The 14148-nt window shown below is 56.3% G+C and carries 13 protein-coding genes, 1 pseudogene and 1 riboswitch; of the genes and pseudogenes, 11 read left to right on the forward strand and 3 right to left on the reverse strand.

The features are described from left to right. Window positions 1–23: 23 nt before the first annotated feature. Window positions 24–1316: an adenosylmethionine--8-amino-7-oxononanoate transaminase gene (bioA, locus tag JK231_RS04945; RefSeq protein ID WP_211728202.1), complete on the reverse strand. Its 1293-nt coding sequence runs from the start codon at window positions 1314–1316 to the stop codon at window positions 24–26. An 88-nt stretch (window positions 1317–1404) separates the two neighbouring features. Here bioA and bioB point away from each other — a divergent pair, with 88 nt between their 5' ends. The 4 genes from bioB to bioD are packed head-to-tail and all read left to right on the forward strand — an operon-like array spanning window position 1405 to window position 4997. After that, window positions 1405–2436, forward strand: a complete 1032-nt coding sequence (bioB, locus tag JK231_RS04950; RefSeq protein WP_034821141.1) for a biotin synthase BioB — start codon at window positions 1405–1407, stop codon at window positions 2434–2436. Then, window positions 2436–3587: an 8-amino-7-oxononanoate synthase gene (gene bioF / locus JK231_RS04955; RefSeq protein ID WP_211728115.1), complete on the forward strand. Its 1152-nt coding sequence runs from the start codon at window positions 2436–2438 to the stop codon at window positions 3585–3587. Before bioB ends, bioF begins: the two co-directional genes overlap by 1 nt. After that, a complete protein-coding gene (bioC, locus tag JK231_RS04960) occupies window positions 3571–4326 on the forward strand; it encodes a malonyl-ACP O-methyltransferase BioC (protein ID WP_211728116.1) in 756 nt (251 codons plus the stop codon). The genes bioF and bioC overlap by 17 nt, the downstream gene beginning before the upstream one ends. Then, a complete protein-coding gene (bioD, locus tag JK231_RS04965) occupies window positions 4323–4997 on the forward strand; it encodes a dethiobiotin synthase (RefSeq protein ID WP_058961610.1) in 675 nt (224 codons plus the stop codon). Before bioC ends, bioD begins: the two co-directional genes overlap by 4 nt. Before the next feature lie 197 nt (window positions 4998–5194). On the opposite strand, the gene JK231_RS04970 is transcribed toward bioD, so the two are convergent. Then, on the reverse strand, window positions 5195–5911 hold the full coding sequence (locus JK231_RS04970; RefSeq protein ID WP_034821129.1) for an ATP-binding cassette domain-containing protein: 717 nt from the start codon (window positions 5909–5911) through the stop codon (window positions 5195–5197). Between the two features lie 908 nt (window positions 5912–6819). On the opposite strand from JK231_RS04970, the gene uvrB reads away from it, so the two are divergent. Further along, window positions 6820–8841 carry an excinuclease ABC subunit UvrB gene (gene uvrB, locus JK231_RS04975; protein ID WP_034821123.1) on the forward strand — a complete coding sequence of 674 codons (2022 nt, stop codon included), beginning with the start codon at window positions 6820–6822 and terminating at the stop codon, window positions 8839–8841. A 169-nt stretch (window positions 8842–9010) separates the two neighbouring features. Here the strand turns inward: uvrB and yvcK are convergent, their stop codons facing one another. After that, the gene (gene yvcK, locus JK231_RS04980) at window positions 9011–9910 is read right to left on the reverse strand and encodes a uridine diphosphate-N-acetylglucosamine-binding protein YvcK (protein ID WP_034821119.1); all 900 of its coding nucleotides are present in this window, start codon (window positions 9908–9910) and stop codon (window positions 9011–9013) included. Window positions 9911–10105: 195 nt separating this feature from the next. Further along, window positions 10106–10240: riboswitch (molybdenum cofactor riboswitch) on the forward strand. Here yvcK and moaA point away from each other — a divergent pair. The 6 genes and pseudogenes from moaA (at window position 10229) to JK231_RS05010 (ending at window position 14105) form a co-directional block, all read left to right on the forward strand. Then, window positions 10229–11215 (forward strand): GTP 3',8-cyclase MoaA, encoded by a 987-nt coding sequence (gene moaA, locus JK231_RS04985; RefSeq protein ID WP_160832570.1) that lies wholly within the window; start codon window positions 10229–10231, stop codon window positions 11213–11215. It overlaps the preceding riboswitch by 12 nt. A 17-nt stretch (window positions 11216–11232) precedes the next feature. Continuing rightward, entirely contained in the window at window positions 11233–11748 is a 516-nt protein-coding gene (moaB, locus tag JK231_RS04990; RefSeq protein ID WP_034821116.1) for a molybdenum cofactor biosynthesis protein B, read from the forward strand. Between the two features lie 2 nt (window positions 11749–11750). Beyond that, the gene (gene moaC / locus JK231_RS04995; RefSeq protein ID WP_097117386.1) at window positions 11751–12236 is read left to right on the forward strand and encodes a cyclic pyranopterin monophosphate synthase MoaC; all 486 of its coding nucleotides are present in this window, start codon (window positions 11751–11753) and stop codon (window positions 12234–12236) included. Beyond that, entirely contained in the window at window positions 12229–12474 is a 246-nt protein-coding gene (gene moaD / locus JK231_RS05000; RefSeq protein WP_097117384.1) for a molybdopterin synthase sulfur carrier subunit, read from the forward strand. The genes moaC and moaD overlap by 8 nt, the downstream gene beginning before the upstream one ends. Window positions 12475–12476: 2 nt before the next feature. Continuing rightward, on the forward strand, window positions 12477–12929 hold the full coding sequence (gene moaE, locus JK231_RS05005; protein WP_097117382.1) for a molybdopterin synthase catalytic subunit MoaE: 453 nt from the start codon (window positions 12477–12479) through the stop codon (window positions 12927–12929). 82 nt (window positions 12930–13011) lie between these two features. After that, window positions 13012–14105: pseudogene (locus JK231_RS05010) on the forward strand (DUF1615 domain-containing protein). Window positions 14106–14148 lie beyond the last annotated feature (43 nt).

Raw genomic sequence — 14148 nt, forward strand, 5'->3', positions numbered from 1 at the left:
AACGCGCGCCACTTCCAGTTCGCTTAGGCCAGGAAATGTGCCTCAACGTCCAATGCCGCGCGCACCGCCTGGGTTAACTGCGCCAACTCTGCGGCAGAAATCAGATAAGGTGGCATCAGATAGATCAGCTTGCCGAACGGACGGATCCACACGCCACGTTCGACAAAGAACTGCTGCAGCGCCGCCATATTGACCGGTGAACGCGTTTCAATCACACCAATCGCGCCCAGCACACGCGCATCGGCCACCGCATGATGTTCACGCAACGGCAGCAGCTCACGACGCAGTTGCTGTTCAATCGCCGCCACCTGCGCAGGCCAAAGTCCCTCGTTGATCATCGTCAGGCTTTCAACGGCCACCGCAGAAGCCAGCGGATTGCCCATAAAGGTCGGGCCATGCATAAAGCAACCTGCCGCACTGCGGCTAATGGTGTCGGCCACTTCGCGCGTGGTCAACGTGGCGGAGAGCGTCATGGTGCCGCCGGTCAGCGCTTTACCGAGGCAGAGAATATCTGGCGTAATCCCGGCGTGTTCACAGGCAAACAGCTTGCCGCTGCGGCCAAAGCCGGTGGCGATTTCATCGGCAATCAGCAGGATACCGTAGCGGTCGCACAGCTCACGCACCTGTTGCAGGTAGCGCGGGTGATAGAAACGCATACCGCCTGCGCCTTGCACAATCGGTTCAAGGATCACCGCGGCAATGTCGCGATGGTGCGTCTCGGCTAACCGGGCGAAATCAGCGAAGTCCGCATCGTTCCACTCGTCATCAAAACCGCACTGCGGCGCAGCGGCAAACAGATGCTCGGGCAGATAGCCGCGCCACAGACTGTGCATCGAATTTTCCGGATCGCACACCGACATCGCGGCAAAAGTATCGCCGTGATAGCCACGTTTTAACGTCAGGAATTTCTGTCGCGTTTCACCGCGCCCCAGCCAGTACTGCAACGACATTTTCATCGATACTTCAACGGCAATCGACCCCGAATCGGCGAGGAACACGCACTCCAGCGCTTCAGGGGTCATCTCGACCAGTTGACGGCTCAATGCCACTGCCGACGGATGGGTAATGCCGCCAAACATCACGTGCGACATCTGTGCCATTTGTTGCTGCATCGCCTGATTGAGGCGCGGATGGTTATAGCCATGAATCGCTGCCCACCATGACGACATACCGTCGACCAGTTCACGTCCATCGGCCAATTGAAGCTGGCAACCGTGCGCTGCCACCACCGGATAACAGGGCAGGGGATCGCGCATTGACGTATAAGGATGCCAGATATGCTGGCGGTCAAAGTTGAGGTCGTCTTGGGAGAACATCAATCTTGTAAACCATTTTGAAAAGATTTAGTTTACAAGTATAACCACGTTAATCGTCGGGATGAACCCCTTTTTTTTGGAGTAAGCAATGGCAAACCGCTGGACACTGACACAAGCCCAGGCTCTGTTCGATAAACCTTTCCTTGAGCTGATGTTCGAAGCGCAGCAAGTTCACCGTCAGCATTTTGACCCGCGTCAGGTGCAGGTCAGTACGCTGCTGTCGATCAAAACCGGTGCCTGCCCGGAAGATTGTAAATACTGCCCGCAGAGTGCGCGCTACAAAACCGGGCTGGAGTCCGAGCGGCTGATGGAAGTGGAAGCGGTGCTGGAGTCGGCGCGTAAAGCCAAAGCGGCAGGATCGAGCCGCTTCTGCATGGGCGCTGCGTGGAAAAACCCGCACGAACGCGACATGCCGTATCTGGAGCAGATGGTGCAGGGCGTTAAAGCCATGGGCATGGAAACCTGCATGACGCTGGGCACGCTGGATAACACCCAGGCGGAGCGTTTGGCCAGCGCCGGGCTGGATTTCTACAACCACAACCTCGATACCTCGCCGGAATTCTACGGCAGCATCATCACCACGCGCAGCTATCAGGAACGTCTGGATACGCTGGATAAAGTGCGCGGCGCAGGTATCAAAGTCTGCTCTGGCGGCATCGTCGGCCTGGGTGAAACCGTGAAAGATCGTGCTGGCTTGCTGGTGCAGCTGGCGAACCTGCCGACACCGCCAGAAAGCGTGCCAATCAACATGCTGGTGAAAGTCAAAGGCACGCCTCTGGCCGATAACGATGACGTTGAGCCGTTCGACTTTATCCGCACCATCGCCGTGGCGCGCATCATGATGCCATCGTCGCACGTCCGCCTGTCCGCAGGTCGTGAACAGATGAGCGAACAGACGCAGGCGATGTGCTTTATGGCCGGTGCTAACTCGATTTTCTACGGCTGCAAGCTGCTGACCACGCCAAACCCGGAAGAGGACAAAGATCTGATCCTGTTCCGCAAGCTGGGCCTGAATCCAGAACATACCGCCACTACCGCCGGTGATAACGAACAGCAGTATCAACTCAGTGAGCAGCTGGTGCACGCTGATACCGAGCAGTTCTACAACGCGGCGGTGTGATGGGCTGGTCATCTCGCATCGAACAGGCGCTGGCGGCGCGACGTGATGCCGATGGCTGGCGTCTGCGACGCCGGGTTGAACACAACAGCGTGCGTGAGATAACGCTGGAGGGGCGTTCATACCGTCACTTCTCCAGCAATGATTATCTCGGGCTGAGCCAGCATCCAGCGGTGATTGCGGCCTGGCAACAGGGCGCAGCAGAAGCGGGTGCGGGAGCGGGCGCGTCGGGTCATGTGACGGGCTATAGCCGTCATCATGCGCAGTTAGAAGAGCAACTGTCTAACTGGCTGGGTTACAAGCGTGCGCTGCTGTTTATCTCTGGCTTTGCCGCTAACCAGGCGGTGATCCACCTGCTGGCTGAAAAGCAGGATCGCATTCTTGCTGATAAGCTGGCGCATGCTTCATTACTGGATGCTGCCAGCCACAGCCCGGCCACACTACGCCGCTTTGCGCACAACCAGCCGGAGAGTCTGGCAAAACTGCTGGCTAGCCCGTCGGAAGGCGGTACGCTGGTGGTGACCGAAGGCGTATTCAGCATGGATGGCGACAGCGCACCGCTCGCTTCCCTTGCTGAAGAGACGCGCCGTGCCAACGGCTGGCTGCTGGTGGATGATGCGCACGGCATTGGCGTGCACGGTGAGCAGGGGCGCGGCAGTTGCTGGCAGCAGGGTGTGAAGCCGGAATTGCTGATTGTCACGTTTGGCAAGGGCTTTGGCGTCAGCGGTGCAGCGCTGCTGAGTGACGATGCCACAGCGGATTACGTCGAGCAGTTTTCACGCCATCTGATCTACTCCACCGCGATGCCACCGGCACAGTGTTGTGCGCTGCTGGCGGCGCTGCACCAGATCCAGCAGGGCGATGAACTGCGTGAGCGGCTGAATAGTCATATTGCGCGATTCCGGGCGGGTGCCGCTGATTTGCCCTGGCAACTGATGCCATCAGCCAGTGCTATTCAGCCGTTGATCGTCGGGGAAAACAGCGCGGCGCTGGCGTTGTCACAACGACTGGCACAAGCGGGATGCTGGGTTAGCGCCATTCGGCCGCCAACGGTGCCGCCGGGCACGGCGCGGCTGCGCATTACGCTCACTGCTGCCCATCATAACGACGATATTGATCGTCTGCTGGAGGCGCTGTATGACGCTGCAGGTTAACAAGCAGGCGGTCGCCAAAGCGTTTGGCCGTGCCGCACAGCATTACGAGCAGCATGCCGAGCTGCAACGGCAGAGCGGCGATGCGCTACTGGCGCTGGCACCCGCGGGCTTCGGGCCGCATCTGCTGGATGCGGGCTGTGGCACCGGTTGGTACAGCCGCTACTGGCGCGATCGTGGGCGCGAACTGACGGCGCTGGATCTCTCCAGTGCGATGCTGGACGCCGCGCGTGAGCAGCGCTCGGCGCAGCACTATCTGCAAGGCGATATCGATAACCTGCCGCTGCCGGATGCGTGCGTCGATGGCGTGTGGAGCAATCTGGCGGTGCAGTGGAGCAGCGATCTGCGCCTGGCGTTGCAGCAGTTTTTGCGCGTCACACGGCCGGGTGGCAGCGTGCTGTTCTCAACCTTGCTCGATGGCTCCCTGCATGAAGTGCATGAAGCCTGGGCTCGGTTAGATGGCCGTCAGCACGCCAATCGTTTTCTCAGCGCAGCGCAGTTCTCTGCCGCTCTCACAGGCTTACCGGCGCAGTGCCAGCCGCAGACTATCACGTTGCATTTCCCCAGCGCGCTGAGTGCCATGCGTTCTTTGAAAGGCATTGGTGCTACGCATCTGCACGACGGCCGTGGCGCACAGCCGCTCACACGCTCGCAGCTCACGCAACTGGAGCAGCACTGGCCGCAGGATACGCAGGGTTATCGTCTTAGTTATCACTTGATGTACGGAGTTTTGAGCAAATGACACGCTGGTTTATTACCGGAACGGATACCGAAGTGGGCAAAACGGTCGCCAGTGGCGCACTGTTGCAGGCGGCAAGCGCAGCAGGTTTACGCACCGCAGGATACAAGCCCGTGGCCTCGGGCTGCGAGATCACCCCAGAGGGCGTGCGTAACAGTGATGCGCTGGCGTTGCAGCGCTACAGCAGCCTGGCGCTCAGCTATGAGCAGGTGAATCCACTGGCATTTGTCGAGCCGACGTCACCGCATATTGTCAGCGCGGAAGAGGGCAGGCCGATTGCGTTTTCTGCGCTGTCAGCCGGATTGCGTGCGCTGGAGCAGCAGGCCGAATGGGTATTGGTTGAAGGTGCGGGCGGCTGGTTTACGCCATTATCCGAGACGCAGACCTATGCTGACTGGGTCGAAGCGGAACAACTGCCGGTGATTCTGGTGGTGGGGGTGAAGCTAGGTTGTATTAACCACGCGATGCTGACAGCGGAAGCGGTGAAGGCGCGAGGGTTGCGGTTAGCCGGTTGGATTGCCAATGATATTCAGCCGCCAGGTAAACGACATGCCGAGTACATGGCCACGCTGCGTCAACGTATTGATGCACCGTTCCTCGGTGAAATTCCCTATCTGGACAGCGAAGCACAACAGGCCGAGTGCGGTCAGTATTTAACGTTGCCGCAGTCATGAGCCTGTTTCAGATGCGCATTCATGCGCACTCTACTTCATATCGCCCGTAGGATCGTTATGGATGGCGATTCGATGTCAGGTACGCAACAGTGCGCACCTGACATCATTTCGTCCGTAGGGCCGCCATAGACCAGCACCTTCAATGTCAGAATGTGATGCAACATTTTGGCTGCAGTTCATCGATGGCGACCACATCATCATGTCGCTGTCAGCCACTTATTCACCGTCACATCATCCAGCAAAGCGACTTTACCCTGCGCCACATTGCGACCACGGTGAAGCAGCAGGAAATAGTCTGCCACGCGGCGGATGAAGGAGACATGCTGCTCCAGCAGTAAAATGGTCAGGCCGTAATCGCGATTAAGACGGCGTATCAGGTTGCCCATCTCCTCTTCCAGCCACGGCGACATTCCTTCGGTCGGCTCATCCAGAATCAGCAGTTTAGGTTGCAGCACCAATGCTCGCGCCAGTGCCAGCTGCTGCTGTTGATCCATCGGCAATTCGCCACTGCGCTGATGACGCAAGGAATAGAGTGCCGGGAACAGGTCAAACACCATTTCAGGAATGGCACGGCTGCGATCGTCCTGAGCGGCCATCAGCGCGATCATTAAATTATCTTCCACGCTCATCTGCGAAAAGATATGGCGACCTTGCGGCACATAGCCAATTCCCATGCGCGCACGCTGTTCGGCGGGCTGCAGCAACAAATTCTCGGGTGGCGAGCCATCTTCCTGCCAGATCATTGAGCCACTGTTAATGGGCAAGCGACCCATAATGCAGTTCACCAGCGTGGTTTTGCCCATGCCTGGACTGCCCAGCACACCCGTACAGGTGCCGGGCGGCAGATCGAGATCCACATCCCACAGGATATGGTTGTGACCGTAAAACTGATTCACCGAACGTAAACTCAGCATCTGACATACTCCTTCCAGATTATTTGCCTGAATGCTTCCGCTCTGTGTCGTCTGGCATACAGTCGTGCACGATTAAGGTGGACACTGCTGTTGATGGCCTGCAAGGCAAGCCGTATGGACTCGTCACTCCATCGTTAAACTACTGCAATTACCAGGCCAGGTTAATGGAACGGGATATTCTGTGTCAGAATCCAGCGAAAGCGGGCTTAAAAGGTGAGAAATACTTAATAATCCCGCTGAGTAATAACCTGACTGCACTTTGACGGTGCTGAATGCTTAACGTTTCTGGTGCATCTGTTCATTGATAAGGCAATCACTGAAGAAATAAGTGGTCTTAAGGCACGGTATTTACGAGAACAATGGTGCTTGACTTGCCAAAAGGATAGTTAAAGCGGTTTAAGGCAGGCGGAAAAAAAACGAAAAAAAAAATATTTCGCACGCCAGGATAAGAGCGGGGAAAATTATACACAGCTGATGGGCTCGGGGCTGGATTCAGTTATCCACTATTCCTGTGGATAACCTTGTGCATTAGCGACTGAAAACCGCGTGAAAGCGAGGAAATACGCGGCCTGCATACATTATGCTGCGAAACTGGACTTTGAACTCATTACCAATAAAATCAGCAGGTTAATTAAAAGCAAGCCTGAGATTTTTCTGCCTTGTCATCGGACTGCAATTTAATGACGCTCTCTTGACAAATGTTAAAAGCGTCACGGCTCTGGGGATAACCTTGCGCAACAAGCTTTTGCCTTTTGCCGCTTAAATTGCACTGAAGCGAGACAGCTGCTTTCCCCGTTATCGTGCAAGATATCTGTAAATATATCCAGTATTTTTTTCTGGCAAATTCGTCATAGCAGAGTAGAATTATCAGCCTGCTCGCTGACATCTTCTGCAGGAACCGCAAAACCATGAGTAAAGCCTTCAAACTCAACTCTGATTTCAAACCTTCAGGCGACCAGCCCGAGGCCATTCGTCGTCTTGAAGAGGGGCTGGAGGATGGTCTCGCACATCAAACCCTACTGGGGGTAACCGGATCGGGTAAAACCTTTACCATCGCCAACGTGATTGCCGATCTCAATCGCCCGACGATGGTGATGGCACCAAACAAAACGCTGGCGGCGCAGTTATACGGTGAAATGAAAGAGTTCTTCCCGGATAACGCCGTGGAGTTTTTTGTCTCTTATTACGATTACTACCAGCCTGAAGCCTATGTGCCGAGTTCTGACACCTTCATTGAGAAGGATGCGGCGGTGAACGAGCACATTGAACAGATGCGTCTCTCAGCCACCAAAGCGATGCTGGAGCGCCGTGATGTGATTGTGGTGGCCTCGGTCTCGGCGATTTACGGCCTGGGCGATCCCGATCTCTATCTGAAAATGATGCTGCACCTTACGCGCGGCATGATTATCGACCAGCGCAGCATTCTGCGCCGTCTGGCGGAACTGCAGTATACCCGCAACGATCAGGTGTTCCAGCGTGGCACCTTCCGCGTGCGTGGCGAAGTGATCGACATCTTTCCGGCTGAATCCGACGACATCGGCTTGCGTGTCGAACTGTTTGACGAAGAAGTTGAGCGTCTGTCGCTGTTCGATCCATTGACCGGGCAGATTGAGTCCGTGATCCCGCGTTTCACTATCTATCCGAAAACGCACTACGTGACGCCACGCGAACGTATTCTGCAGGCGATGGAAGAGATCAAAGTCGAGCTGGTGGATCGTCGCAAGGTGCTGCTGGAGAACAATAAACTGCTGGAAGAGCAGCGCATCAGCCAGCGTACCCAGTTCGATCTCGAAATGATGAACGAACTCGGCTACTGCTCTGGCATTGAAAACTACTCGCGCTATCTCTCGGGTCGCGGTCCGGGCGAGCCACCGCCGACCTTATTTGACTACCTGCCCGCCGATGGATTGCTGGTGGTGGACGAATCGCACGTTACCATCCCCCAGATTGGCGGCATGTATCGCGGCGACCGCGCACGTAAAGAGACGCTGGTAGAATATGGCTTCCGCTTGCCTTCGGCGCTGGATAACCGTCCGATGCGTTTTGAAGAGTTTGAAGCGCTGGCACCGCAAACCATCTATGTTTCGGCCACGCCAGGTAACTATGAGCTGGAAAAATCCGGTGACGAAGTGATTGATCAGGTGGTACGTCCCACCGGGCTACTGGATCCGATTCTGGAAGTGCGTCCGGTCGCCACTCAGGTGGATGACTTACTATCAGAAATTCGCAAACGCGTGGCGATCAATGAACGTGTGCTGGTCACTACGCTGACCAAACGCATGGCGGAAGATCTTACCGAATATCTGGTGGAGCACGGCGAGAAGGTGCGCTATCTGCACTCCGATATCGATACGGTTGAACGTATGGAGATCATTCGTGATTTGCGTCTCGGTGAGTTCGATGTGCTGGTGGGCATCAACTTACTGCGCGAAGGTCTCGACATGCCGGAAGTGTCGCTGGTGGCGATCCTCGATGCGGATAAAGAGGGCTTCCTGCGTTCCGAACGCTCACTGATTCAGACTATTGGCCGTGCGGCGCGTAACATCAACGGTAAGGCGATTCTGTACGCTGATAAGATCACCCCTTCGATGGAACGCGCGATGGGCGAAACCGAACGTCGTCGAGAGAAGCAGCAGCGTTACAACGAAGAGAATGGCATTGTGCCGCAGGGCCTCAACAAGAAAATCACCGATATTCTTGAGCTGGGCAAAAACGTGGTGAAAACGCGCGGTAAGGGCAAAACCGCCTCACGTGTGGCGGCAGAAGAAGAGGCCAATTATCTGGCGCTGACGCCACAAGCCATGCAGAAGAAAATTCACGAGCTGGAAGTGCAGATGCAGCAGCACGCGCAGAATCTGGAGTTCGAAGAGGCCGCCAGTGTGCGCGACCAGTTGCACCAGCTGCGCGAGTTGTTTATCGCCGCCTCCTGACGGTGCAGAAAGACGTATCATTCGGATCGACTGAGCACATACGTGTTAACTATGTGCCCGGTCTGATCTGCTACCCATGTGCCAGGTCGTACCTGAATTGCGACCCTACGTAAGATCCTTAAAATTCGCCCTCGTAGGGTGCGCATTTATGCGTACTGCCCGCGCGAGGTTAAACTGCCTGAATCGCGTGTTCTAGCGCAATTCGCAGCAGCTGGCGATCGTGACGATACTTGATATCGGCGGCCTCCAGCGGTTCGCGTACAATCAGGCGATCTTCCACGCCGCTGACGTCCGCTGACGGGCTGACCACCACGGCATCTATCACTCGCCTGCCGATGGCTTTTTCCATCATCGCCAGTTTATCCGCCACCGTCAGGCTGGCGGCCGGGCTTAACTCACGTCCAAGATTGCCAATAAACACCATGGTGGCGGGCGTACGGCGCAGCGCGCGTGCCATCTCCTCCATCAGCAGAATTGGCATCAGGCTGGTGTAAAAACTGCCTGGGCCAATCAGGATCAAATCCGCTTCCGCAATCGCATCCAGTGCTTCTTTAGTGGGAGTGACATTGGGATGCAGCATCAACTCTTGCGGCGGTAGCTTCATTTCATCAATTGCCGTTTCGCCATACACCATATTGCCTTCGCAATCCTGCGCCACCAGGTCTACCGGTTGCTCCGACATCGGAATCAAGAAGGCATCGACTTTGAGCAGATTGCGAATGATGTTGATGGCTTCCAGCGGCCGCACGCTAAGGTGATCGAGCGCTTTGAGCATCAGATTACCGAGGTTGTGACCGGCCAGTTCGCCGTTACCGGCAAAACGGTATTCAAACATTGCCGAGGCTACGCTCGGTTCCATGATCAACTGGTTCAGGCAATTACGCATATCTCCCCAGGCAATACCGCCTTCCGAACGACGAATGCGTCCGGTGGATCCGCCGTTATCGGTGGTGGTCACGATGCCGGTCAGGCGTGAGCCCAGCGGTGCCAGCGCCGACATCACACGACCCAGGCCGTGCCCACCGCCCAGTGCTACCACGCGATCCAAATCTGCCAGGGTACGATTCATGCTGTTCCTTTTAACGGACAACTGCAGGTTGTCATGCAGTTGAAGTGATGTGTATCAATATCTGTCGCGCATTTTACCGTATCCTGCGGCGAAAATGCGGTGAAAAAAACGTTATGTATCAATATATATAGCGAAATTCACTGATGGATGCGAGAGAGAAATCGCGCTACCATTCGAATTAACCGTGTTGTCCATAATGACAACAGACTCCCAAGCCTTGCATGCCTAAGTCATAACGATATGGATGCCTGGCCGCAGCATCGCTGCCAGGGTGCAGAAAGAAATGACTGCATCTCCCGTATTTGGAAAGGTGTTCAGGTGCCACAATTTACAGATGCCTATGCGCGCAGCTTCTACTATCTGCGCCTGTCGGTCACGGATGTCTGCAACTTCCGTTGTACCTACTGTTTACCCGATGGTTATAAACCGAACGGTAATCACAACAAAAGTTTCCTCTCGCTGGACGAGATTCGCCGCGTGACGCGTGCCTTTGCGGCCGCGGGCACGGAAAAAGTGCGTCTCACCGGCGGCGAACCCTCTATGCGCCGCGACTTCACCGATATCATCGCAGCAGTGCGTGAAAACGCCGCCATTCGCCAGATCGCCATGACCACCAACGGTTACCGAATGGCGCGAGACGTGCGCGCGTGGCGTGATGCCGGGCTCACTCACATTAACGTTAGTGTCGATAGCCTTGATGCGCGCCAGTTTCACGCCATCACCGGCCAGGACAAATTCGCGGAAGTGATGGCCGGAATTGATGCCGCGTTTGACGCCGGGTTCGAGAAGGTCAAAGTCAACAGCGTGCTGATGCGCGATCTCAACAGCTACAGCCTGGCGACCTTCCTCGACTGGATCCGCATCCGTCCAATTCAGCTGCGCTTTATCGAACTGATGGAAACCGGCGAGGGCGGTGATCTGTTCCGTCGTCATCACATCTCGGGTGAGGTGATTCGCGATCAGCTGATCATGCAGGGTTGGCAGCTTCAGCCGCGTGGACGCAGTGACGGTCCGGCGCAGGTGTTCCGCCATCCTGACTATCAGGGCGAAGTCGGTTTGATCATGCCCTACGAAAAAGATTTCTGCGCCAGTTGCAACCGTCTGCGCGTGTCAGCCATGGGCAATCTTCATCTGTGCCTGTTCGGCGACGGCGGCGTTTCGCTGCGCGATTTACTGGCATCCGACGATCAGCAGGGCGAGCTACAGGCCCGCATCGCCCACAGTCTCGGGCAGAAAAAGCAGACGCATTTCCTGCATCAGGGCAACACCGGCATCACACAAAACCTCTCATTCATTGGCGGCTAAACACAGGAGTTACAGCCATGGGTAAACCTACCGGCGAGTTTGTCGCCTTGAATGTGGCGGTGATGACCGTCTCGGACAGCCGTGATGCCAGCAATGATAGCTCGGGCGACTACTTGCGTGAGGCACTGACAGAAGCCGGGCATCAGGTGGTGGATCGCGCGATTGTGCCTGACAACCGTTACCGTATTCGCGCCACCGTGTCGCGCTGGATTGCCAGTGATGATGTGCAGGTGGTGATCGTCAATGGCGGCACCGGATTTAACAGCAAAAACAGTACGCCGGAAGCGCTGCTGCCGCTGTTCGACCGTGAAATTGACGGCTTTGGCGAACTGTTCCGGATGATCTCATACGAAGAGATTGGCAGTTCCACGCTGCAATCACGCGCGGTGGCCGGGCTGGCGAACCAGACGCTGATTTTCGCCGTGCCGGGATCAACCAATGCCTGCCGTAGCGGTTGGGAACGCATTATTGAAGAACAGTTGGATGCGCGCACGCGTCCCTGTAATTTTGTCTCTCATTTGAAGAAGTTGTAAGCATGTCATCATTAACTCATATCAATGCCGCTGGTGAAGCCCATATGGTGGATGTCTCCGGCAAAACTGAAACGGTGCGTGAAGCCCAGGCTGAAGCACTGGTGCTGATGAGCGCGGAAACGCTGCAGATGATCATCGACGGCAGCCATCATAAAGGCGATGTGTTCGCCACGGCACGCATCGCCGGTATCCAGGCCGCGAAACGCACCTGGGAGTTGATCCCGCTGTGCCATCCGCTGATGTTGAGCAAGGTGGAAGTGACGCTGGTGGCCGAGCCTGAGCACAACCGCGTGCGCGTCACCTCTCGTTGCCGTCTGACCGGAAAAACCGGCGTGGAAATGGAAGCGCTGACCGCCGCATCGGTGGCCGCGCTGACCATTTACGACATGTGCAAAGCGGTGCAGAAAGATATCGTGATCGATCAGTTGCGTTTGCTCAGCAAAAGCGGCGGCAAATCCGGCGATTTTCAGGCGGTGGCACATGATTAAGGTGCTGTTTTTTGCCCAGGTGCGTGAATTGACCGGCATCAGCGCGTTAGAGCTGAAACCGGAATATCAGGATGTAGCAACCTTGCGTGCAGCGCTGGCGGAGAGGAACGATCGCTGGGCGCTGGCGCTGGAGTCCGGCAAATTGCTGGCAGCGGTCAATCAGACGCTGGTGCCGATGAGCCATCCGCTGCGTGCGGGTGATGAAGTGGCGTTCTTCCCGCCGGTCACCGGAGGATGAGCATGGCCACTCGTATTCGCGTTGGCGTTGAGCCTTTTGATGTCGGCGAGGAGTATCGCCAACTCGCCGCGCATGACAGTGATGGCGCGGTGGCCACCTTTACCGGCAAAGTGCGCAATCACAATCTCGGTGACAGCGTGGCCGCTTTAACCCTGGAACACTATCCGGGTATGACGGAAAAAGCGCTGGCGGAAATAGTCGAAGAGGCGCGTCAGCGCTGGGCGTTGCAGCAGGTGACGGTGATCCATCGCGTGGGCGAACTGTTCCCTGGTGATGAAATTGTGTTTGTTGGCGTCAGCAGCGCCCATCGCAGTAGCGCATTTGCTGCTACCGAGTTCATCATGGATTACCTGAAAACCCGTGCGCCGTTCTGGAAGCGTGAAGCCACCGAACAGGGCGATCGTTGGGTCGATGCGCGCGACAGCGACCATCAAGCCGCCGAACGCTGGAAGTAGCGCGTAAAACCGACCTGCTCTGATAGCCGTAGCGAGTTGAAAACGTTAAGGTACGGGTTTTGCTGGCCTGTCAGGGAACAAGATGAATACCACTAAAATGCTCAAAGGCGCGGCGCTGCTCACCGCGCTGGTACTGGCCGGATGTAGTACCAAAAAGAACCGCAGGCCCCCGCGCGGCAACCTGCCGACGTCAAATCTCAGATTCAAAAGTTACTGCCGAGCGATGTCAGCCAAAAAAGCGCCTGGGCAGACGACATCTACACCGCGTTTCGCGTCCAGCAGATCGATCCCAGCGCCAGTAACGTCTGTGCGGTGATCGCGGTCACCGATCAGGAATCGAATTTCAATGCCGATGCGCCTGTGCCCGGTTTACCGAAAATCGCCTGGGGCGAAATTGATCGCCGCGCCGCCAAAGTCCACGTTCCGGCGTTCCTGGTGCGCACCGCCTTACTGATTAAATCGCCCACCGGCCAAAGCTACGCCGCGCGACTGGATAAAGTGCGCAGTGAGAAAGAGCTGAGCGCAATTTTCGATGATTTCATCGATATGGTGCCGATGGGGCAGAAGCTGTTTGGCAATCTCAATCCGATTCACACCGGCGGCCCGATGCAGGTCAGCATTGAATTTGCCGAAGCGCATGCCAAAGGTTATCCGTATTCGATTGATGGCTCGATTCGCCGTGAAGTCTTCACGCGTCGCGGCGGCATCTACTTTGGCACAATGCATCTGCTCGGCTATCCGGCGGATTACAGCCAGATGCTGTACCGTTTTGCCGATTTCAATGCCGGTTGGTACGCCAGCCGCAACGCCGCTTTTCAGGCAGCCGTAGCGCGCGCCAGCGGCATTAAACTGGCGCTGGATGGTGACTTAATTATGTACGGCAGCGAGCAAGCGGGTTCCACCGAATTAGCGGTGCGCACGCTGAGCAAGCAACTGGATATGAGCAATCGGGAAATCCGTCGCGACCTGGAGAAGGGCGATACGGAAAGCTTCAGCAGCAGCACGCTCTGGAAGCAGACGTTTATTCTGGCTGATAAAATGGCCGGTAAACGCCTGCCGCGCGAGATGCTGCCGGGCATTAAACTGGAGAGCCCGAAAATCACCCGCAATCTGACCACCGCCTGGTTTGCCCAGCGCGTAAATGGCCGATATCAGCAGTGCTTGACGCGCCGTTGACGCAATGCGGTGTAGACTCCACACTTAGAGCGTTTGTCTAACT

The sequence above is a fragment of the Pantoea sp. JGM49 genome (genome assembly GCF_018257655.1).
Lineage (GTDB): Bacteria > Pseudomonadota > Gammaproteobacteria > Enterobacterales > Enterobacteriaceae > Pantoea > Pantoea communis.